The sequence below is a fragment of the Hyphomonas sp. genome (assembly GCF_041398465.1).
GTDB lineage: Bacteria > Pseudomonadota > Alphaproteobacteria > Caulobacterales > Hyphomonadaceae > Hyphomonas.
Window position 1 is genome coordinate 268451 of sequence record NZ_JAWKUS010000004.1, and the last position, 20857, is coordinate 289307.

Consider the following 20857-nt stretch of genomic DNA (forward strand, 5'->3'; position numbering starts at 1 on the left):
GTATCAGCCAGCGCTTGCACCAGCGTTCAGCGCGTCGATCAGGTCCGCTGTCACCGTACCTGTCACGGGTAGGTTGTTGGCCCTTTGGTATTCGCGGATCGCAGTGGCTGTGCCGTCGCCCATGATCCCGTCCGAGGTTCCCGCCGCATAGCCAAGGGCATTCAGTGCCTTCTGGATCGCCTGCACCTGCAGCGGGTTGCCCATGTTCCATGGCTGAGCACCGAACCGGCCGTTGGCAATGGCGTTGGCGGCAGCCGGCTGCCAGGTGGCGGCGCGACTGCGGGCCTGTGCTGCAGCTTCTGCTGATACACGCTCTATCAACTCAGCGATCTTGGCTGGCGCGCCGCCGTCGCCATTGCGGTTGGCAACGTCAAACCAGAACAAGGATTCTGTAAGGTTCGGGCTGATGCCGAGGCCTTGCTCGTAAAGGACGCCGAGATTGTACTGGCTGTCGACCACACCGTACTCAGCGCCTTTACGGAACCACTCGACCGCGCCGGCATAGGTCTGCTCACCGCCTTCACCTTCGGCCATGAAAACGGCGAGGTCGTGCATGGCTTTCACATTGCCGCCCGTGGCCGCCTTTTCCGTCCATTCCCGGGCGAGGGAGAGGTCTTTCGGCACGCCGGTACCACGCTCATGCAGTTTCGCGAGGGCATATTGCGCAATAGGCAAGCCCTTCTGCGCCGCCTTGCGCATCAGTGCCGCTCCCTCGGCATAATCGCCGGAGGTCAGCTTTTCCTGTGCCAACTGGTACTGGGCGATATAGTTGCCCGATGCAGCCGCGGCCTGAACGGTGACGACCGGCGGAACCGGAGCGTATTGTGTCGGGGCAGGCGGCGCAGCCGGTTCACCGAAGAGGTCCTCTTCGATTGCTGCTTCGGACGAGGCGTCCGTTGCGGCGGTCTCTTCGTCAGTTGGAAGTGAGGCTGCTGCCACGTCCTCCGAACCCGGATCAACATATGTGCTGGCAGGCGTGGTCTGGACCGGTGCTTCCTGCTTGCCGCGAATGTAGAGGTAGCCCCCTGCAGCAACGCCTGCGACGGCGACCGCGGAGGCGGCGGCGATGAGGGGCAGGCGGCTGGATCCGCCGCCGGATGTCATCCGGACGACCGGGCGCCCCGATACGGTTGTCGTCTGGGTGGCGCCCCTGCCGAAGCTTGCCGCCATGGCGGCCTTGCGGGCACGGGTCAGATAATCTGCGGTGTCTTCATCCAGCGCTTTGTCCGCTTCTTCCGAGATATCCTGCTCCGGCTCGGAAGCGGCCTCTGCGTCTGCGGCAGGTGCTGTGGGCAGGTCGAGTTCCTCGAACTCTTCATCATCGAAGATATCGGAGTCCCGTGCTTCGGTGTGCGCTTCGTCGAGGTCCTCCAGGCCGTCCAGCGCTTCGAGGGGATCGATGAAATCCTCCTCGCTGTCTTCTGCAAGCAGCTCCTCAACGGCACTTTCACTTTCTTCATCCGCTTCTTGCGTTTCGGCTTCCATCGTCGCGAAGCTCAGGCCTTCGACCGCGGCGCGGATGGCATCGAAATCATCTTCGAAGCACTCGGTTGTGTCTGCCGGAACTTCGTCTTCCGCTTCGGGTGCCCAGGATTCGATGCCCGCTTCGAAAACTTCCGCATCATCTGCTTCGAAAGTCAGGTCTTCTGTGTAGTCTTCCTGGGATTCGAAAGCGACGCCGCTGTCATCCTCAGCGGTTTCGAACTCTGGCTGGTCCGTTTCCGAAACCGGTTCATCCTCGATGAGGGGCGTCAGCTCGGCTTCCGGTTGCGCGACGGCGGGTTCAACTTCCACATCGGTTTCATCCGGGGCGAGATCGGCAAAAGCTTCAAATGTGTCGAAATCGTCAAAGCCTTCGAAGTCAATTGTGTTGTCAAATTCTTCAAATTGATCATCAGGTAACGGATTATCGTCAATACCGGACAGGCTGACGGGAACGCTATCCAGGTCAACCGGCGCGCCAGGAGGCGGGGTATCTTCTTCCAGATTTTCGAGGCGTGCGGCCAGCATTGCGATAGCTTTCTGCACCGGCGACAGGGACTCATTGGCCTGCGACTGCATCTGCTCCAGCCGTTCGGTGACGCCGGCGAGTGCGTCGGAGAGGCGCGCATCTGCCTTCTTGCGGTTTTCGTCCACTTGTTCGGCCAGCGTTTTGATGGCCTCGTTCTGGCGCAGTTGCAGCCGGTTGTTGGCCGCGGCCACCTGATCGCCGATTTGCTCGATCGCTTCGGCGCTGCGGGCTTCGCTGTCGTTTAGGCGTTGGGTGAGGTCTTCAGCCAGCTCCTCGATCCGATCACTGACAGTTTTACCCAGATGTTCAATCTCTTCGCGCACAGCTTCACTGGCAGCCGCATCGCTCCGATCCTCGACTTCGCGCAGGCGCGCGTCGAATGTTTCGTTGAGCGCGCCAACTTGCTCGGAAACTTTCTCAATCGCGTTGGCCTGGTGTTCCTCGCTGGCGTCCAGTCGCTCCTGCACGTTGCCAAGCGTTTCTTTCATTTCAGCGATGGCGTCTTCACGGGCACCCGTCGCGGTGCGTGCGATTTCTTCGGCAAGTTCCTGGCGTGCGGCATCCACCGTCTCGCGGACGGATGTCATCATGTCTTCAAAACGCGCCTCGAATTCCGAGCGCAGTTGACCGGCAAGCTCGGGATCGATCTTGCTCGCCACATCGCCGATCCGCTCGTCGAGGCTGGAAACGGTTGCTTCGAGATTCTTAAGCGCGGACTCTGTGGTGGTTTCCGCGAGCGTCAGGCGGTTCTGGATCTGGTCGAAGCGCATGTCCAGAGAATCGAGTGCACCAGAGACATCCGTCTCGATGGCCTCCATGCGTGTCTCGGTCGCTTCAAGCCGTTCTTCCCGGTCGTTAAGCGCAGCAAGGCGTTCCTGCACTTCGGTTTCCAGGCCCTCGACGCGTTCGGAAACCTGGCGGGCAACGCCAGCGGCGCGCAGGGCGGCCTGTTCAATGCCTTGCTTGATTTGATCGGCGGCCTCGGTCCGGCTGGTCTCGACCCGGGTCTCCATGGCCTCGACGCGTTCGATGATGTCCATGAAACCGGATTCAACCCGACCCTTGATGGCCTGGGTTTCCTGTCCAGCGAGTTCGTTCTCTTCGTACACGTGGCTGGCAAGCTTGCCGAGTGCGCTTTCGAGCGCTTTCAGGGCTTCAAGGTTTTCTTTCTGGGTATCTTCTTCTTCCAGCCGGCGGACTTTTTGTTTCAGGGCTTCATGGGTTTCCCGTAGCTGGTCGATCACGCCTTCCACATGGCCAGCAATTGCGGCGGTGGTTTGCTGTGTATCGTCAAGACGGCCCACCAGGTCATGGATTGCATCATCCATTCCGCTGATGGCCATGGCGGAGCGCGCCTCGGTCGCTTCAATCCGTCGGGTGAGACGCTCGAGCGCTTCGTCCGTGGGGCTGGAACGGGGGCGGCGCATTCCGGCCGGGGTAGCGACTTCGTTCGGTTGACGGCCCTCTGCAGGGGTTTTCATAAGCCGGTCGAGGTATTCGCCAAGGGTCAGGCCTTCCGAACGGGCGGCCTCTCGCGCGGCTTCCCGGGCGCGCTGGTCGATGCCTTTCGCCGCCTCTGTGCCTGACTGACTCATCCCCATACTCCTGACAGCCGATCCGCCCGCATCGGTTAACGAAACGAGCAGATTCATTCATTTTCCCAATGTTTGATGGCAGGTGCCGTCTTAAGGGGAGGTTAAAGGTAAAGATTTCCGCTTTAACTGGTAACTGTGGGGTAATTTCCGGCTAACTGGTCTCGAAGACCCATATGGCGCAAAATTTATTCTCAGCTTACGTTGACGTTCGCGTAAGGTTTGATCTAAGTTGCCCCTATGTCACACAAGCACCCCTCGATTTCCGCTGCAGATTCCCGCACCTACACCATCTCTGAACTCGCCCGGGAGTTCGGAGTGACACCACGGGCCCTGCGTTTCTATGAAGACAAAGACATGCTGCACCCGGCGCGCGACGGCATGATGCGGGTTTACTCAAACCGTGACCGCGCCCGGCTGACGATCATTGTCCGCCTCAAGCGTCTCGGTTTGCCGCTGGCCGACATCCGCGAGATCCTTGATCTCTACGCGCTGAATGATGGCAAGCGGGCGCAGACGCGCATGATGCTGGAGAAGTTCCGCAAGCAGGTGAAAGAGCTGGAGATCCAGCGTGAAGATATCGACACCGCGCTCGGCGAACTTCGCAAAGGCATCGTTTGGCTGGAGGGCCTGGTCGACCAGGTCGGTCCGACCGAAGAAGGCAAGCGTCAGGCCGCTGCATATGAAGCCGTGGCGCGTCGTCAACTTGACGAAGTCTGATCTGTAAGGCGCGGGTTTCCGCCATTTTAGAAAGACCTTTCCAGAAGGGCGCGCTACGAAAGTGGTGGTCGCCCTTCACGCATTAAAGGACATGCTTAGATGCCTCGTTACGACGCTCCCGTTCGCGATATGCGCTTCATTCTTCAGGAAGTGCTTCAGATCCAGAATTATTCGAACCTGCCCGGCTTCGAGGAAGTGACACCGGATCTGGTCAACGCAATCCTCGAGGAGGGCGGCAAGTTTGCGAAGGAAGTGCTTTATCCGCTGAACGCCGTTGGTGATCGTCAGGGCTGTGTTCGCAGCGATGACGCGAGCGTAAAGACGCCGGACGGGTTTCCGGATGCCTACAAGCAGCTGGTCGAAGGTGGCTGGCCGCTGCTCTCGGTGGATCCGGAAATGGGCGGGCAGGGCCTGCCGCACGTCGTGAACATCGCATGGACCGAGATGGTCTCGTCATCGAACATGGCGTTCGGCATGTATCCGGGGCTGACCCATGGCGCATTTCAGGCGCTGATGGCAGGCGGCTCGGATGAACTCAAAGCCAAATATGGTCCGAAAATGGCGTCGGCTGAATGGGCCGGCACGATGAACCTGACCGAACCGCAATGCGGTACGGATCTCGGCATGATCAAGACAAAAGCCGTGCCCCAGCCGGACGGCAGCTACAAGATTACGGGCCAGAAGATCTGGATTTCCGGCGGCGAGCAGGACCTGACCGACAACATCATCCACCTTGTGCTGGCTCGCATCGAAGGTGGCCCGGAAGGCATCAAGGGCATCTCGTTGTTCCTCGTGCCAAAATACATGGTGGGCGAGGATGGCTCGATTGGTGAGCGCAATGCCTGCTCCTGTGGTGGCCTCGAAGAGAAGATGGGCATCCACGGCAACGCTACCTGCGTGATGAACTATGATGGTGCGACCGGCTTCCTAGTGGGTGAGGAACACAAGGGTATGCGCACCATGTTTGTCATGATGAACGAAGCGCGTCTCGGTGTCGGTCTGCAGGGCCTGTCGCAAGCAGAGCTTGCCTATCAGAATGCTGCTGACTTTGCGCGCGATCGTGTTCAGGGCCGTTCGCTGACTGGCGCTAAATCGCCCGACCAGCCAGCTGATCCGATTATCGTGCATCCAGATGTGCGGCGTATGCTGCTGGACCAGAAAGCGTTCATCGAAGGCGCGCGCTGCTTCACTTACTGGACAGCCTTCCAGGCTGACCTTGAGCACAAGTCAACGGAAGACAGCGTCCGCGAAAAATCAGCCGACTATATGGCGCTGCTGACCCCGGTGGTGAAAGCCTATCTGACGCACAAGGGTTATGAGTGCGCAAACTGGGCCCTGCAGCTGCATGGCGGTTCCGGTTTTACCCGTGAATGGGGCATGGAGCAGATCGTCCGCGATTGCCGGATTACCACGATCTATGAAGGGACGAACGGCGTTCAGGCGCTGGACCTGGTTGGCCGCAAGCTGGCCGCCAATGGCGGGCGTGCTGTGTTCTCCTTCTTCTCTGAAATTGATGAATTCATTTCGGCGAACGAAGGCAATGAAGAGATGGTGCTGTTCATCGAGGGCCTTCAGAAGATCAAGGCCGAGCTGCAGGAAGGTACGATGTGGCTGATGCAGAACGGCATGTCGGACTTCAACAATGCTGGCGCCTCCAGCCACGACTACCTGCACCTGTTTGGTCTGACCGCGCTTGCTTACATGTGGGCCCGGATGGCGAAGGTTGCGCAGGACAGCAAGGGCAAGGAGCCCTTCTATGAGCAGAAGCTGGCCACCGGCCGCTACTTCGTGGAGCGGCTCTTGCCGGATGGCGCTGCTCATCTCGCAAAAGTGAAGACCGGTGCCGCGCCGCTGATGAGTCTCGAAGCAGACGCCTTCTGAGGCGAATTTTTCCAGATTTTGACTGTCTCGGGGTTGTCGCGGGAGTGTGCTACACTCCCTGCGGCTACCTGCGGCAAAATTTTCCCTGAATTCGCGCATATCTGACGCCGGGGAAGGTCTGGGAAAAACAAGGGTGGGCGGCTACATGTTTACGTGAACGTAAGCGGCAACTTCCCGCTTGCTCACTATATACAAAATCAAAGCCGGAGACCGAACATGCAACAGAGCCCGCTCAACGTACCCAAGGCCGCCTGGCGGCAGGATGAGGAGCTCGACATTTTCTCCGATGCGGTCGGCCAGTTCTTCGAAAAGGAATGTGCTCCGCACGTGCCGGAGTGGCGCAAGGCCGGCATTGTGCCAAAGGAAATCTGGAAGAAGGCAGGCGAAATGGGCCTGCTTGGGGCATCGGTTCCGGAAGAATACGGCGGCGCAGGCGGCGATTTCCGTCACGAAGCGATCATCATCGAACAGCAGCAGTGGAAGGGCATCGACGGCTTCGGCATCACGCTGCACAACGCCATCATCGCTCCTTACATCACGGCCTATGGCACGGAAGAGCAAAAGCGCCGGTGGCTGCCGGGCATCTGCTCTGGCGACATCGTTACCGCGATCGCGATGACGGAACCGGGCGCCGGGTCTGACCTTCAGGGGATGAAGACGACCGCCAAGCGTGATGGCGATGAGTATGTCATCAACGGTTCGAAGACGTTCATTTCCAATGGCCAGACAGCGAACCTGATCCTGCTTTGCGTCAAGACCGACCCAAGCCAGGGTGCGAAAGGCATTTCCATCATCGGCGTCGAAACGGACAAGGTGGAAGGCTTCCGCCGCGGCCGGAACCTGGAGAAGGTCGGCCAGCACGCGGCGGATACGTCCGAACTGTTCTTTGATGACGCGCGTGCCGGCTTCCAACCTCCTGGGCGAAGTGGAAGGCAAAGGCTTCATCCAGCTGATGCAGAAACTCCCGCAGGAGCGTCACATTATCGGCCTTCAAGGCGTCGGCATGATCGAGCGCGCGATCCATGAGACGGTTGAGTATGTCAAGAACCGCAAAGCCTTCGGCGGCACGATCTTCGACTTCCAGAACACGCAGTTCAAGCTGGCCGAAGCCAAGACCGAAGGCACCGTTGCAAAAGTGTTCGCCGATCACTGTACGGAGCTTCTTCTGAAGGAAGAGCTCGATGCGGCTACCGCTTCCATGTCCAAGTACTGGATCAGTGACCTGCAGTGCAAAATCATCGACGAGTGCCTGCAGCTGCACGGCGGCTTCGGTTACATGGATGAATATCCTATCGCCCAGATGTATGCGGACTCCCGTGTCCAACGCATCTATGGCGGCGCCAACGAAGTCATGAAAATGCTGATCGCGAGAACGCTCTGAGCCATGGCATTTGATCCAGTCTCATTCTTTGGCAATCCGGCCAACGCACCGCCCATCGCGGCGCTGCTTGGCTGGAAATTGCTGGAGTTTGATGCTGACAAGGGCTGGATCAAAGTGGGCTTTGAACCGAAACCCGATTTTCTGAATCCGGCTGGCCTGGTGCAAGGCGGTATGCTTGTCGCCATGCTGGATGACACCGTCGGGCCAGCCGTAATCGTTGCGTCCAATGGGCAAGCGTACACAACAACGATTGACCTTCACACGCATTTTCTGCGGCCGGTGAAACTCGGACCGATTACGACGGAAGCGACCGTGACCCGGTTGGGCAGAAGTGTTGCTTTCACGGAAGCCAGGTTGTTCGATAGCGAGGGCCGCTTGTGCGCGCGTGCCACATCCAGTGCTTCGGTTGGACCGATGCCAGGTGGTGCCAATGCCTGACAGCCACCTCATCCGTGACGTCTTTCCATCTCCAAGTCCGAGTTCGACCTCGCTTGGCTTCGAGCTTCTCGCGCTCGACATGAAGGAACTGACGACACGGGTGCGTTTCGAAGGCCGGCCGGAATTCTGCAATCCCGCTGGTGTCATTCAGGGCGGGTACCTTGTCGCCATGATGGATGACACAATCGGCATGTTGGCCGGCATGAAAGCTGGCAAGACGAAATTGCCGTCGACGGTAGACCTGCACACCCACTTCCTCCGTCCGGTTCGCAAAGGCGCCATCGAAGTGGTGGCGCGCTTGCGCAATGTCGGCCGGGCTATGCTTTTCGCCGAAGCGGAACTTTACGATTCACGCGGCAAGGAAGCTGCCCGTTCCACGGCGAGTCTCACCTTGAACCCGGTCCTGAAGCCGGCCAGGGAGGGGTAAAATGGCTGTGATGCAGAACTATGCCGAGCTCCTGTTCACGGATGCTGTGAAAGCCTATCAGGAACAAGCTGGTATGCGGGAGAAATACGAAAGCATTTACAGCGACCGCCATCGTGGCCCGTTGGACGACGATACGATTGCGTTTCTGTCGAGCATGACCAGCTTCTATATCGCCTCCACCAGTAGCAATGGGTGGCCCTACATCCAGCATCGCGGCGGTCCCGCAGGCTTCATTAAAATCCTTGGGCCGGATACGATTGGCTTTGCGGACTATCTCGGCAATCGGCAGTTCATCACGCGCGGCAACCTGGATGGGTCAAACCGCGTTTCCCTGTTTTTTATGGACTACACCCGCCGCGCTCGCCTGAAGATGCTGGGAGAAGCACTGATGGTCGATGCCGCGTCCGATCCTGAACTGCAGAATGCTCTGGCTCAGGAAGGGCAAGGTCCGGTGGAGCGCTTGATGACGATCAAGATCGTCGCTCGTGACTGGAATTGCCCCAAATATATCGTGCCGCGGTATACAGAGGAACAAGTTGCTCAGTTGATCGCCCCAAGGCTCAACCAGTTGGTGGAAGAGAACCAGCTGCTAAAGGCCCGGATCGCTCAGCTGGAAGGCAAGCAATCGCCTGACACAATCTCGGAATAACAACCACTCCCAGGAAAGGAGTTACTTCAAATGACTGAAGCCTATATTTACGACGCGGTCCGTACGCCGCGTGGCAAAGGCAAGAAAAGTGGTTCGTTGCACGAAATCACGTCGCTTAGCCTCGCCACGCAAGTGTTGCAGGCCATCCGTGAGCGGAATGAGCTGGATACGTCCAAGGTCGATGATGTCGTGCTCGGCTGTGTGTCGCCGGTGGGTGAACAGGGCGCTGATATCGCCCGCGTTGCCGTGCTGAACGCAGATTATGCTGAAACGACTGCTGGGGTTCAGGTTGATCGCTTCTGCGCATCAGGCCTGGAAGCCTGCAACATGGCCGCTTCGAAAGTCATGACTGGCGAGGCCGACATGGCCATCGGTGGCGGCGTTGAATCCATGAGCCGCGTGCCGATGGGCGCGTCCGGCGGTGCCTGGTCTACGGACCCGCAGGTTGCCCTCAAAACTTATTTCACCCCGCAGGGTATCGGTGCCGACACGATCGCCACAAAGTACGGCTTCTCTCGCGATGACGTCGACGCTTTCGCCATCGAAAGCCAGAAGCGCGCAGCACGCGCCTGGGCTGAAGGCCGCTTTGCCAAATCCATCGTCCCGGTGAAAGACCAGATGGGCGGCATCCGCCTCGACCATGACGAGCACATGCGTCCGGATGCTGACATGCAGTCGCTCGCTGGGCTGAACCCGTCCTTCGCCGGCATGGGTGCGATGGGCTTTGATGAGGTCATCAAGCAGCGTTATCCAGAACTGGAAAGCATCAACCACGTACATCACGCCGGCAACTCGTCGGGCATCGTGGATGGTGCTTCGGCCGTTCTGTTCGGATCGAAGGAAATGGGCGAAGCCCTGGGTCTCAAGCCGCGTGCCCGCGTGAAGGCGATGGCGTCAATCGGTTCCGAACCCGGCATCATGCTGACAGGCCCGACCTACGTGTCGGAGAAGGTTCTGAAGAAAGCCGGCATGAATCCGGAGGACATCGACTTGTACGAGTTGAACGAAGCCTTCGCGTCGGTTGTCCTGTTGATGATGCAGAATCTCAACATTCCACACGACAAGATGAACGTGAACGGCGGTGCCATCGCCATGGGCCACCCGCTGGGTGCCACCGGCGGCATGATCCTCGGTACGATGGTGGACGAGCTGGAGCGGGCCGACAAGGAGACCGCCCTGATTACGCTCTGCGTCGGTGCCGGTATGGGCACGGCCACGATCATCGAACGCGTCTAATCCTTACACAGAATAATCGGAATTTAGTATCATGAAACTCGAAACATTTGGTTGGGATATCGACGCGGACGGCATCGCACACGCCGTGTTCGATGTGCCGGGCCGCAGCATGAACACGCTGACGGGCAAGGCAGTCGCCGACATCATCGCCATTGCAAACGAAGTTGCTTCCAACGACGCCATCAAGGGCCTGGTCATCTCCTCCGGCAAGCCAAGCGGCTTCTGCGCCGGGGCGGACCTTGGCGAAATGGGCGACCGCGCTGGCGGCGGTGAGAAGAAAGACCTCTCCGAAGCCGAACTGAAGAAACAGCAGTTCGACCAAGGTTTTGCCCTCAACGGTACCCTGCGCAAGCTGGAAACCTGCGGCAAGCCGGTGGCTGTAGCGCTCAACGGCCTCGCCCTCGGCGGCGGCCTCGAAGTGGCGCTCGCTTGCCATTACCGCGTTGCCGCAAACGACAATCCGAAACTCCAGTTCGGTCTGCCGGAAGCCAAGATCGGTCTTCTGCCGGGTGCCGGCGGCACGCAGCGTCTGCCACGCCTCGTCGGCGTTCAGGCGGCGCTACCGCTGATCCTGCAGGGGCAAAGCTTCAATGCCGAAAAAGCCCTTGCGATGGGCGTTGTCCAGGAGCTCGCTTCGTCTTCCGAAACGGTCGACAAAGCCAAGGCATGGGTGAAAGCCAACCCGACGGCCAAAGCGCCTTGGGACGAAAAAGGCTACAAGGTTCCGGGCGGCGTGCCGCACAAATCCCCGGGCGCTGGCCAGGTTGCCACGATGTCGAACATGATGTTGTCATCGAAAACCTACGGTAACTATCCGGCTCAGAAAAACATCCTGTCCTGCATCTATGAAGGCATTCAGGTGCCGATCGATGCAGGTCTGCGTATCGAAACGCGCTACTTCATCAACACGCAGCAGCGCCCGGAAGCGAAGGCCATGATCCGGTCGCTGTTCCTGTCGATGCAGGAACTGTCGAAAGGTGCAAACCGTCCGGCTGGTCATCCGAAGACGGAGTTCAAGAAGATTGCCGTGATCGGCGCCGGCCTGATGGGCGCAGGCATTGCCTACGTCCAGGCAAAAGCCGGCATCCCGACTGTGCTGGTCGATGTCTCGAAAGAGAACGCCGAGAAGGGCAAGGACTACTCCCGCCGTCTCGTCGACAAGGATGTTTCCCGCGGCAAGTCCACGAAAGAGAAGGGCGATGCCCTGCTCGATCTGATCACCACGACGGACTCCTATGATGATGTCAAAGGGGCGGATCTGGTCATCGAAGCCGTGTTTGAAAACGTCGAGCTGAAAGCGAAGATCACCGAGATGGCTGAAGCTGTTCTGGATGATGACGCAGTCTTCGGCTCCAACACCTCGACGCTGCCGATCACGGGCCTCGCCAAGGCGTCGAAGCGTCCGGAGAACTTCATCGGCATTCACTTCTTCTCGCCGGTGGAACGCATGGGCCTCGTTGAGATCATCTCCGGCAAGGAAACCAGCGAAGCCACGCTTGCCAAGGCAGTCGACTATGTGCTGGCCATCCGCAAAACGCCGATCGCGGTCAACGACAGCCGCGGCTTCTACACCTCGCGCTGCTTCGGCACCTACACGCGCGAAGGCATGGAAATGCTCGCCGAAGGTATCAAGCCGGCGATCATCGAGAATGTCGGCCGCCAGTGCGGCATGCCGATGGGCGCGCTGGAAGTGTCCGACTCTGTTGGTCTCGACACGGCTCTGAAAGTGACACGCGCCACGGCGGAAGCCGCGGGTGTGGATATTCAGGGCGACGAGCGCACTCAGTTCCTCGCCTGGCTGGTCGAAGACCAGGGCCGCGTCGGCCGCAAGGCTGGCAAGGGCTTCTACGACTACAACGAGAAGGGTAAGCCGGAACGCCTGTGGCCAGACATCAACAAGATGATCGAAGTGAAGGTGGATGAGTGCCCGCCCGACATGAAGAAGGAACTGACGAACCGCTTCCTCGTCCGTCAGGCGATCGAAGTGGCTCGCTGCTTCGACGAAGGCGTCATCACCGATGCACGCGATGCTGACATCGGCTCTATCCTCGCTTGGGGCTTTGCGCCGTTTACGGGTGGTTGCTGCTCCTATGTCGACCTGATCTGGGGTATCAAGGAGTTCGTCGCCGAGGCTGACCGTCTGGCCGCCAAGTATGGCGAACGGTTCGAACCGCCGGCCGTCTTGCGCGACATGGCCGCGAAAGGTGAAGGTTTCTACGACCGTTTCCCGCCTGCCGGAACCAAGGCAAAGGCCGCTGCTTAACAGCCGCCTGAACCAAAAAGAAAAGGCCGGAGCAATGCTCCGGCCTTTTTTTGTCTGTCAGTAATATGATCTGAGGCGTTACTTGCGGGCGCGGGACCACCAGCCGGTGCGGCGGGGTGCGGCCGACTTTTCGGCTTCGGCCGGTTCGGACGCTTGCTTGATCTCAGCTTCAGCTTCCAGTCCCGCAGCGCTTTCTTCCATGTGAGCGACAACAGCTTCAGCTTCGACTTGCGCTTCGATGGCTTCCACGGCGTCGGCCTCAGTCGGCATGACGTCCGATGCGGGCTGTTCAGCCGGTTTGGATTCTTGAGTCTCAACGGCCGGTTCGCTTGCCGTTTCAGCTGGCGCTGCTTCGGCGACCGTTTCTTCCGCCGGTGCTTCTTCCTTTGGTTCAGTCTTGCGGGCGCGGGAGCGGCGGGCGCGCTTCGGCTTCGGCTTTTCTTCGGTTTCAGCGTCAGCCTCAGCCTCGGCTTCCGCCTTCACGTTTTCCGTGATCGGTTCCGGAGCGCTTTCAGGTTCTGATGCTTCTGGCTGTGCTGGCGGCTCTTCATCCAGCATGTCCGGCGCGCTTGCGGCCAGGCCGTCGAGATAGGCACCGCCATCGGCTGGGGCATTCTCGCTTTCGCCTTCGGCGCGGTCGGAATTGTTCCGGCGGCGACGGCGGCCACCCCGGCGTCCGCGGCGGCGGCGTTTGCGTGGGGCGTCGTCACCTTCACCTTCGTCACCGGAGGCTTCTGTGCCTTCGTCGTCGTCTTCGTCGGAATCGTCATCGGTGCCGTCAGTGGCATTATCCTCCAGGGCGACGATCGGGGCTTCGCCATCGACGACTTCCATGCCGGTTTCGCGATCGCCCTTGTTGCGGCGGCGTCCACCACGGCGGCGGCGCTTGCGGCGGGAGGATTTCTTCTCGTCGCCGTCTTCATCGCCATCGGCTTCGGATTCGTCGCCGGCATCGGCATCGGCGGAATCTTCGTCCTCGAGGCTTTCATCATCCTCGTCAGACGGGGCTGGCTTGGAAGGCTTCTGCAATGAGCGAGGCTGTTTGCGTTTCTTCGGTTTGGCGTTCTGGTCACGCTCGGCATCGATCGTGAAGTCGCCTGGCAGCATCTCTTCGGAGGAGTGGATGGAGACCGCAAATCCGGCCATCCGCTCGATCTCGATGAGAGCTTCGCGCTTGTTGTTCAGGATGTAGAGCGCCACATCGGTCGGCGCTTTCACCGAAATCGATTTCAGGCCGCCAGTCGCCGCGCGGGCCTCGATTGCCCGGATCAGCTGCAATGCAGCCGACGGAATAGAGCGGCGGCGCCCGGTGCCGTTACAGGACGGGCAGGGATCGGAGGTCGCCTGCAGCACACCCTGACGGCGACGCTGGCGGGAGATCTCCATCAGGCCGAACTGCGAGATCCGGCCGTGCTGGACCCGGGCCCGGTCGACCTTGAGGCATTCTTTCAGCTTCTTTTCGACCGCGCGGTTGTTCTTGTTCTCATCCATGTCGATGAAGTCGATCACGATGAGACCGGCGAGGTCGCGCAGCCGCATCTGGCGGCAGGCTTCTTCGGCGGCTTCAAGATTGGTGCGGGTGGCGGTCTGTTCGATGTTTCGTTCGCGCGTCGCTTTGCCGGAGTTCACGTCGATCGCGACCAGCGCTTCGGTCTGGTTGATGACGAGATAGCCGCCGGATTTCAGCTGAACGACCGGGGAATAGATCGAATCGAGCTGCTCCTCGACCGCTTCGGAAACGAAGAGTGGATCCTCTTCCTTCCAATGCTGAACCTTCTTGGACTGGCTCGGCATGATCAGCTTGGCGAGATCCTTCGCCTCGCGATAGGCGTCCTCGCCCTGAACAAGGACTTCTTCGATCTCCTTGTCGAACATGTCCCGCATGGCGCGGTGAACCAGCCCGCCTTCGGCATTGATCAACATCGGTGCTTCGGAACTCAGCGTCTTTTCGACGATCGTCTCCCAAAGCTTTGAAAGGTATTCGTAATCGCGCTTGATCTCGGCCTTCGTGCGCTTGGCACCGGCAGTCCGCACGATCAGGCCCATGCCCTCCGGCACGTCCAGTTCGGACACGATGGACTTCAGGCGCTTGCGGTCGGAACTGTTGACGATCTTCCGGGAGATGCCGCCGCCACGGGGCGTGTTCGGCATGAGGACCGAGTAGCGGCCGGCAAGTGAGAGGTAGGTTGTCAGGGCTGCGCCTTTGGAGCCACGCTCTTCCTTGACCACCTGGACCAGCATCACCTGACGGCGGCGGATGACTTCCTGGATCTTGTAGCGCTTGGAGATCGAAGTGCGGCTGGACTTTCGGGCCGGGCGGCGGCCCGATGCTTTCGCCGATTTGGCTTTCTTGCCGCCATCTTCACCATTGTCGCCGTTTTCATCGTCTTCGCTGTCAGCGGAGGCCTCGTCGGCTTCATCGTCTGCATCGGAGTCGTCGGATGCGCTGGCTTCTTCGTCGTCACCGTTGGAGTCGTCGGAATCGTCGCCGTTTTCGGCGTCTGCAGAGGCCTCGTCGTCCTCGTCATCCTCTTCGATGGCGGCGGCGGCTTCTTCTGCGGCTTCGCGCAGAAGGGCTTCCCGGTCTTCGGCCGGAAGCTGGTAATAATCCGGGTGGATCTCGCTGAAGGCGAGGAAGCCATGGCGATTGCCGCCATACTCCACAAAGGCCGCCTGCAGCGACGGCTCAACCCGCGTTACCTTTGCCAGGTAGATATTGCCGCGGAGTTGTTCGTTACCGGTTGTTTCGAAGTCGAAGTCGTCGACCTGCCCATTGTTGACGATCGCCACACGGGTCTCTTCCGGGTGGGCGGCGTCGATCAGCATGAGTTTGCTCATGTAGAGGAACCTTTTGATCCGGCGCTGCTGTAACGGGCGGTTTTCGCCTCAGGCAGTCTAGCTGGCCGGTCTGAATATTGAGGGAATGGGTGCAGGCACGACCGCCTTCATGCCGGCTCGGCGGCATTGGAAAAGCGTAATTAAGGGCGGCACCCGTGTACATTTGCTCTGCTTTCCGGAGCGCGGCGCCCGCTGACCTGTGTAGGGTGAGCCGGGATCGCTGGCGCGTCATAAGGAAACTTGCGTTGTAGCGCGGCAATCCGGCTACGGCCCGGATAGTGCCCGGTTTTCTCGCCCAAGAAAAGAGTCAAATCGTGAATTGGCTGCTGTTCCTGATTAGCTTCGGTCAATCGTGGGTTAATGTTCGGTTTGCTAAGGAGGCAGTTCGATCCATGTTTTCGTTGTCTTCTGGTGGTAAAAATATCAACTGAATGTTGAATTTTCGGGTGATTTTCCTGGCGATAGCCATCTGCCTCGGAGCTGTTCAGGCCCGGGCTGAGGTGCGCGATGTGCGCGTCGTAGGCAACGGCGCGCCAACCCGAATCACGATCTGGACAGATACGGCACAGGATCCGAGAGCCTACATGGTCGAAGGTGCCACCGGTCGGGCAGTTGTCCTACCCTTGCTGGGCGGGGCGTCTGATCAATCGGGAACCGGCATGGGCGGAGTGCCGAACTGGAAAATTTCGGGGGCGGAACTGCGTTTCAGCCTCGACCGGCCTTTGATGGTGACGCGGGTCCTGACCCTTCCGCCGACCGGTACGGCGACCCAGCACCGCGTGATCATCGACCTCGACACCGTTTCCGAAGCCCGCTTTGCCAGCGTGGCCCGGCGCGACATGCGCCAGTTGGCGAAGGCCCTGACCGCCCGGAACGAGGCCGGACAGCGTCGCGAAGTGGCTGCGCTGCGGCCCGGAATGGGCCAGAAGAAATATGTCATTGTGGTGGATGCGGGTCATGGCGGGAAAGACCCAGGTGCGCTGGCCGTTACTGGCAAGAAGGAAAAAGATATTACACTCGCCGCCGCGCTGCAGCTTAAGGAGCTGCTGGAGGCAGATGCGCGATACGAAGTCCGCCTGACACGCGAAACCGACACCTTCATAGAGTTGGAAGACCGGGTGACGCTGGCCCGGAACTGGGGGGCGAACCTCTTTATTTCGCTGCATGCGGATGCTGCAGGCAGGGACTCTGTGTCCGGGGCGTCTGTCTACACAATTTCGGCACGCGGCGAATCCCGGATCGACAAGGAAGCCAGCAAGAATGACTGGGAAATCCCGCTCGAAGACGGCACGGCGCAGTCCATCACCGGCATCCTCAAGGATTTGGTGAAACGGGAAACGAAGACCCACTCCGCCGAATTTGCCGAATTGCTGCTGCCGGAACTGCAGCAGGCAGGGCCCGTGCTGCGGGATACCCACAAGAACGCCGGTTTTTACGTGCTGCTGGCGCCGGATGTGCCCGCGGTCCTGCTGGAGCTCGGCTTCTTGACCAACCGCGATGACGCCAACCGGCTGCAGTCGCGGTCCGGCCGCCAGAAATCGATGAATGCGGTGAAGCGCGGTATCGACCGCTTCTTCATTCAGCAGGAAAAGCTGCTGGCGGACCGTTCCGGCTGATACAACGGGGAAATTCGCTTGCCGGGCCGGAAACGAACTGAGACACTTTCATGATGAGACGAACCGGGGCCGTTTCCGCATTCCTGCTGTCGCTGAGCTGCGCAGCTTGCGCGGCGTATCCGGGGTTCGGCTCGCATGGGTTTTCCCAGGACTCTCGTTACGCACCGCCCGCGGATGCAGCGGCGTTCGGAGACTTTCTTGTCGCCCGATATGCCGCGATGACTGATGATCCAAGAGAAGCGGCCAACCGGTATGCGGCATCAATTGAGACTGCGCCGGAGTCCGCCGGTATTGCACAACGCGCCGTATTCTCGGCTCTTCTGACAGGGAATTACCCGCAGGCTGTGCGCCTGGCGAACAAGGCCCACAGCGCAGGAAATTTCGGCACGCTGGTGCGGCTGACACTCGGCATCGAGGCGTTTTCCGAGGGCAAGGACTCTGTCTCTGCTGCCTATCTGACGGAGGATGGCTTCGGGCCGTTCAACCGGACCGTCGCGCGAGGCATATCGGCCTGGCGGATTCTAGGATCAGTCGGGCCCGCCGCTGCCGAGACCTATCTGCAGGATACGTTGACGGGAGACCCGCGCCTCGACAGCGCGACGCTCTACATGATGGGACTGATCCAGTTGTCGGCGCACAGCGATGAGGATGCGCTGGCAACCTTCGAAACGCTCTGGGATTCCGGTGCGAGACTGTCGATCGGCCTGGATGCGCACGCCCGTTTGCTCGCTGCGAACGGCGATCGGGCCAGGGCGTTGAGTTTGCTGAAAACCTTTCAGGAGGAGATTGGCGAAAACTCCGCCCTCGAAAACCTGCGCAAGGATATTCAGTCAGGACGGGACATTCAGGTGACGCGTCTGACACCCCGTCAGGGGGCGGCGCTGGCGGTGTATATTCCGGCAGCCGCACTGATAACGCGCACCGATGACGACGTGGCTTCAGTCTATTTCGTGCTCGCTTTGGCACTCGATCCTGACCTCCATGAAGCGCGGACCCTCTGGGCGCAATCTCTGGAGAAAGCCGGACGGGAAATCGAGGCGATCAGCGTTCTGGCAGACGTTCCGGAAACCTCACCCTACTACTCCGCGGCGCGCGGGCAGATCGCCTGGGCGCTGCTCCGGCTCGGCCGGGAGGATGAGGCTGTACAGGTTGCGCGGCAGGCGCTGGAGACATCGCCGGACCGGGGCCTTCGGGTCCAGCTGGCCGAGATCTACAGAGCGGAATCGCGGTACCGGGAGGCAGATCGCCTGCTGACCGAGATTATCAGGGACGACGACCTGAAGGGGCGGGAGGACTGGCGGCTTCTCTTCTCGCGCGGCGCCGCTCGACATGCGCTCGACGATTGGGCTGGCGCTGAGGCGGACCTGAAGCAGGCGCTGCAGATTGAGCCGCACAGCCCGCTGGTCCTGAACTATCTGGGCTATGCCTATGTGGATCAGGGAATCCATCTGGAGGAGGGGCTGAATCTGATCCGGACGGCGCTGACCTATGATCCGGATTCCGGCTTCATCACGGACAGTCTCGGCTGGGCGTACTACCGTCTCGGCCGGTACGAACTGGCAACTTACTTCCTTGAAAAGGCAGTGGAATTGGAGCCTGGAGATCCAACCCTGAATGACCATCTGGGTGACGCATACTGGCGCAGCGGGCGGACGCTGGAGGCGAAATACCAGTGGGAGCGGTCGCTGAAGCTGGAGCCGGCGGAGCAGGAGCGGGCGCGGATTGAAGTGAAGCTGCTGAGGGGACCGGACGAGCCTGCCGTGGTGCGGGCCGAATCCGAACAGCCCCTGCCGCACCGGCCTTAAGACCAATGAAAACAGGCGATTATAGCGCGCTGGCCCCGGCCAAGGTGAACCTGTTCCTGCATGTCGGGCCGGTCCAGCCGAACGGCCGCCACCCGCTCGACTCGCTCGTCATGTTCGCGGGCGAGGAGGCGGCAGACCGCCTCTCGGTCATGATCAACGATGACTTGTCCATGACTATAACCGGACCAGGCATGACCAATCCGGATCATATCGGACCAGTGGATGACAATCTCGTGCTTCGCGCGGCGAGGGCGCTGCAGGCCGAGACGGGCACCAGCCAAGGCGCCGCGTTCACACTCGAAAAGCACCTGCCCATCGCCGCCGGCATCGGGGGCGGCTCTGCCGACGCCGCCGCCGCGCTGCGCCTGCTGACCCGGCTCTGGAGCACTGACCCCGCCGCCGCCCGCAAGATCGCCCCGAGCCTTGGCGGCGATGTCCCGGTCGCGCTCGAGGGCCACGCCGCCCTGATGCAGGGCGAGGGCGAACGGGTGCGCCGCGCCGCAGGCCTTCCGCGCGTCCCGGCCCTGCTGGTCAATCCGAAACTGGCTTGCCCGACGGGGCCCATCTTCCGTGCCTATGACGAGGCAGGCGGCGGCGCAGGCTTCCGCGAGTTCGGCGCCGTGCCCCCCTTCGAGCGTATCCGGGATCTCGCCGGCTGGCTGGGCGAGCAGCGCAACGACCTTCAGGCCCCGGCCATCACCGCCGTGCCACAGATCGCTGGCGTGCTGGAGACGCTGAACGCCTTGCCAGATGTCCTGCTCACCCGCATGAGCGGATCGGGGGCGACCTGTTTTGCCCTGTTCGAAACCGAAGAGACCGCCCGCCGGGCCGAAGCGCAACTCAGCGCCGACCGGCCGGACTGGTGGATCAGGGCAACTTCGCTGGGAGACGCGATTTGAGCTGGGAAGCGATCACCTTCCTCCGCCTGATGGGGCCGGTGTTGCTGTCGGCGGCGTTTTGCGGGATGATATTCCTGGTGCGGATCAATGACGCGCCGGATGGGGGGCGCAAGGTCCAGGCTGCACCGGTGCCAAGTTCCGGCGGTGTGGCGATCCTCCTCACGCTCGCTGTCTCCGTCTGGCTTGCGGGCGAAGCCGGTTTGCTTTCGCCTGACTGGACGCGCAATGGCACGCAGACAATTCTGGCCATGACCATGGCGGCCGGCATGATCGGGTTCGTCGACGACAAATGGGGCATGAACGCCTGGCTGAAACTGGTGCTGACGGCGACGCTCGCGATCTCTTTCGCGGTGCTGGACCCGGGGCTGCGCCTCGCCAGCCTGCCATTGCCGCTGGTCATGGCGGGCGTCGCCTTCTGGCTGATGGTCACCATGAACGGCGTGAACTTCATGGACGGGTCCAACGGCCTCGCCATGGGCTCGTCTGCCATCATGCTGCTCGGCGCGGCGGGTGTGCTGTGGCGGGTCGACCCGGCCCAGGCCTTTCCGGGCCCGGCGCCGGACCTTGCCTTTCTGTGCGTGACAGCCGCGCTCGCCATTCTGGGCTTCCTTGCGTGGAACCTGCCGGGGCGGCTTTATGCCGGGGATTCCGGCGCCTTCGGCATCGGCGCTTTCTTTGGTGGCGTCGGCATCATTGTTGGCGTCGTTTCGACCATCTGGACCGCCGCGATCCTGTTCCTGCCTTTCCTCGTCGACGTGGTGCTGACCGTCGTCTGGCGCGCCCGGAACGGCCAGTCGGTCATGACCGCCCACCGCGACCATGCCTACCAGCTCTTCCTGCGCAGCGGCTGGAAACACATCCCCGTCGCCGTCCTCTGGTGGGTCTTCAGCTGGGCCTGTGCGCTGGCCGCCATGAACGTGCCGGACAGCCTCGCGATGTTTGCCTTCTTCGGGCTGACGATTGTGGGGAGCGGCCTCTGGTTCCTCCAGCGCCTGACCATGGGCCGGCGGCTCGCGGCGGAGGGGCTGTAGGCGCGGTTCCGGTGGGCTACATCCCCTCCGCCTTCGCGCGGCGCCAGTAGTAGATGGCCATGAGCGTGAC

The 20857-nt window shown here is 60.7% G+C and carries 13 protein-coding genes and 1 pseudogene; 12 read left to right on the plus strand and 2 right to left on the minus strand.

All coding sequences use genetic code 11. The features are described 5' to 3' along the window. Positions 1 to 3: 3 nt before the first annotated feature. A complete protein-coding gene (locus tag R3C98_RS14270; RefSeq protein WP_371314737.1) occupies positions 4 to 3606 on the minus strand; it encodes a peptidoglycan-binding protein in 3603 nt (1200 codons plus the stop codon). Positions 3607 to 3843: 237 nt separating this feature from the next. Between R3C98_RS14270 and R3C98_RS14275 the strand changes: the two genes are divergently transcribed. The 8 genes and pseudogenes from R3C98_RS14275 to R3C98_RS14310 all read left to right on the plus strand — a co-directional run bounded on the left by R3C98_RS14275 (position 3844) and on the right by R3C98_RS14310 (position 12598). Then, positions 3844 to 4323 carry a MerR family DNA-binding transcriptional regulator gene (locus R3C98_RS14275; protein ID WP_051596365.1) on the plus strand — a complete coding sequence of 160 codons (480 nt, stop codon included), beginning with the start codon at positions 3844 to 3846 and terminating at the stop codon, positions 4321 to 4323. 99 nt (positions 4324 to 4422) lie between these two features. Then, positions 4423 to 6204: an acyl-CoA dehydrogenase C-terminal domain-containing protein gene (locus R3C98_RS14280; RefSeq protein WP_371314738.1), complete on the plus strand. Its 1782-nt coding sequence runs from the start codon at positions 4423 to 4425 to the stop codon at positions 6202 to 6204. 216 nt (positions 6205 to 6420) lie between these two features. Beyond that, positions 6421 to 7585 (plus strand): annotated as a pseudogene (locus R3C98_RS14285) (acyl-CoA dehydrogenase family protein). 3 nt (positions 7586 to 7588) lie between these two features. Further along, complete coding sequence (locus tag R3C98_RS14290) at positions 7589 to 8023, plus strand: PaaI family thioesterase (protein WP_371314739.1); 435 nt, start codon at positions 7589 to 7591, stop codon at positions 8021 to 8023. Then, entirely contained in the window at positions 8016 to 8450 is a 435-nt protein-coding gene (locus tag R3C98_RS14295) for a PaaI family thioesterase (protein ID WP_371314740.1), read from the plus strand. Before R3C98_RS14290 ends, R3C98_RS14295 begins: the two co-directional genes overlap by 8 nt. A 1-nt stretch (position 8451) precedes the next feature. Then, positions 8452 to 9099, plus strand: a complete 648-nt coding sequence (locus R3C98_RS14300; protein ID WP_371314741.1) for a pyridoxamine 5'-phosphate oxidase family protein — start codon at positions 8452 to 8454, stop codon at positions 9097 to 9099. Between the two features lie 30 nt (positions 9100 to 9129). Next, the gene (locus R3C98_RS14305) at positions 9130 to 10335 is read left to right on the plus strand and encodes an acetyl-CoA C-acetyltransferase (protein WP_371314742.1); all 1206 of its coding nucleotides are present in this window, start codon (positions 9130 to 9132) and stop codon (positions 10333 to 10335) included. Positions 10336 to 10366: 31 nt separating this feature from the next. Further along, positions 10367 to 12598, plus strand: coding sequence for a 3-hydroxyacyl-CoA dehydrogenase NAD-binding domain-containing protein (locus R3C98_RS14310; protein WP_371314743.1), 2232 nt, complete (start codon positions 10367 to 10369; stop codon positions 12596 to 12598). 78 nt (positions 12599 to 12676) lie between these two features. On the opposite strand, the gene R3C98_RS14315 is transcribed toward R3C98_RS14310, so the two are convergent. Beyond that, positions 12677 to 15436, minus strand: a complete 2760-nt coding sequence (locus tag R3C98_RS14315) for a ribonuclease E/G (RefSeq protein ID WP_371314744.1) — start codon at positions 15434 to 15436, stop codon at positions 12677 to 12679. Positions 15437 to 15867: 431 nt separating this feature from the next. Between R3C98_RS14315 and R3C98_RS14320 the strand changes: the two genes are divergently transcribed. Genes R3C98_RS14320 through R3C98_RS14335 form a run of 4 tightly spaced genes read left to right on the plus strand, consistent with a single transcriptional unit; the run spans position 15868 to position 20787 of the window. Next, positions 15868 to 17052 (plus strand): N-acetylmuramoyl-L-alanine amidase, encoded by a 1185-nt coding sequence (locus R3C98_RS14320; protein WP_371314745.1) that lies wholly within the window; start codon positions 15868 to 15870, stop codon positions 17050 to 17052. A gap of 50 nt (positions 17053 to 17102) precedes the next feature. Then, entirely contained in the window at positions 17103 to 18857 is a 1755-nt protein-coding gene (locus R3C98_RS14325; protein WP_371314746.1) for a tetratricopeptide repeat protein, read from the plus strand. A gap of 5 nt (positions 18858 to 18862) precedes the next feature. Continuing rightward, on the plus strand, positions 18863 to 19756 hold the full coding sequence (locus R3C98_RS14330) for a 4-(cytidine 5'-diphospho)-2-C-methyl-D-erythritol kinase (protein WP_371314747.1): 894 nt from the start codon (positions 18863 to 18865) through the stop codon (positions 19754 to 19756). Next, positions 19753 to 20787: a glycosyltransferase family 4 protein gene (locus R3C98_RS14335; protein WP_371314748.1), complete on the plus strand. Its 1035-nt coding sequence runs from the start codon at positions 19753 to 19755 to the stop codon at positions 20785 to 20787. Before R3C98_RS14330 ends, R3C98_RS14335 begins: the two co-directional genes overlap by 4 nt. The last annotated feature ends 70 nt before the right edge of the window (positions 20788 to 20857 follow it).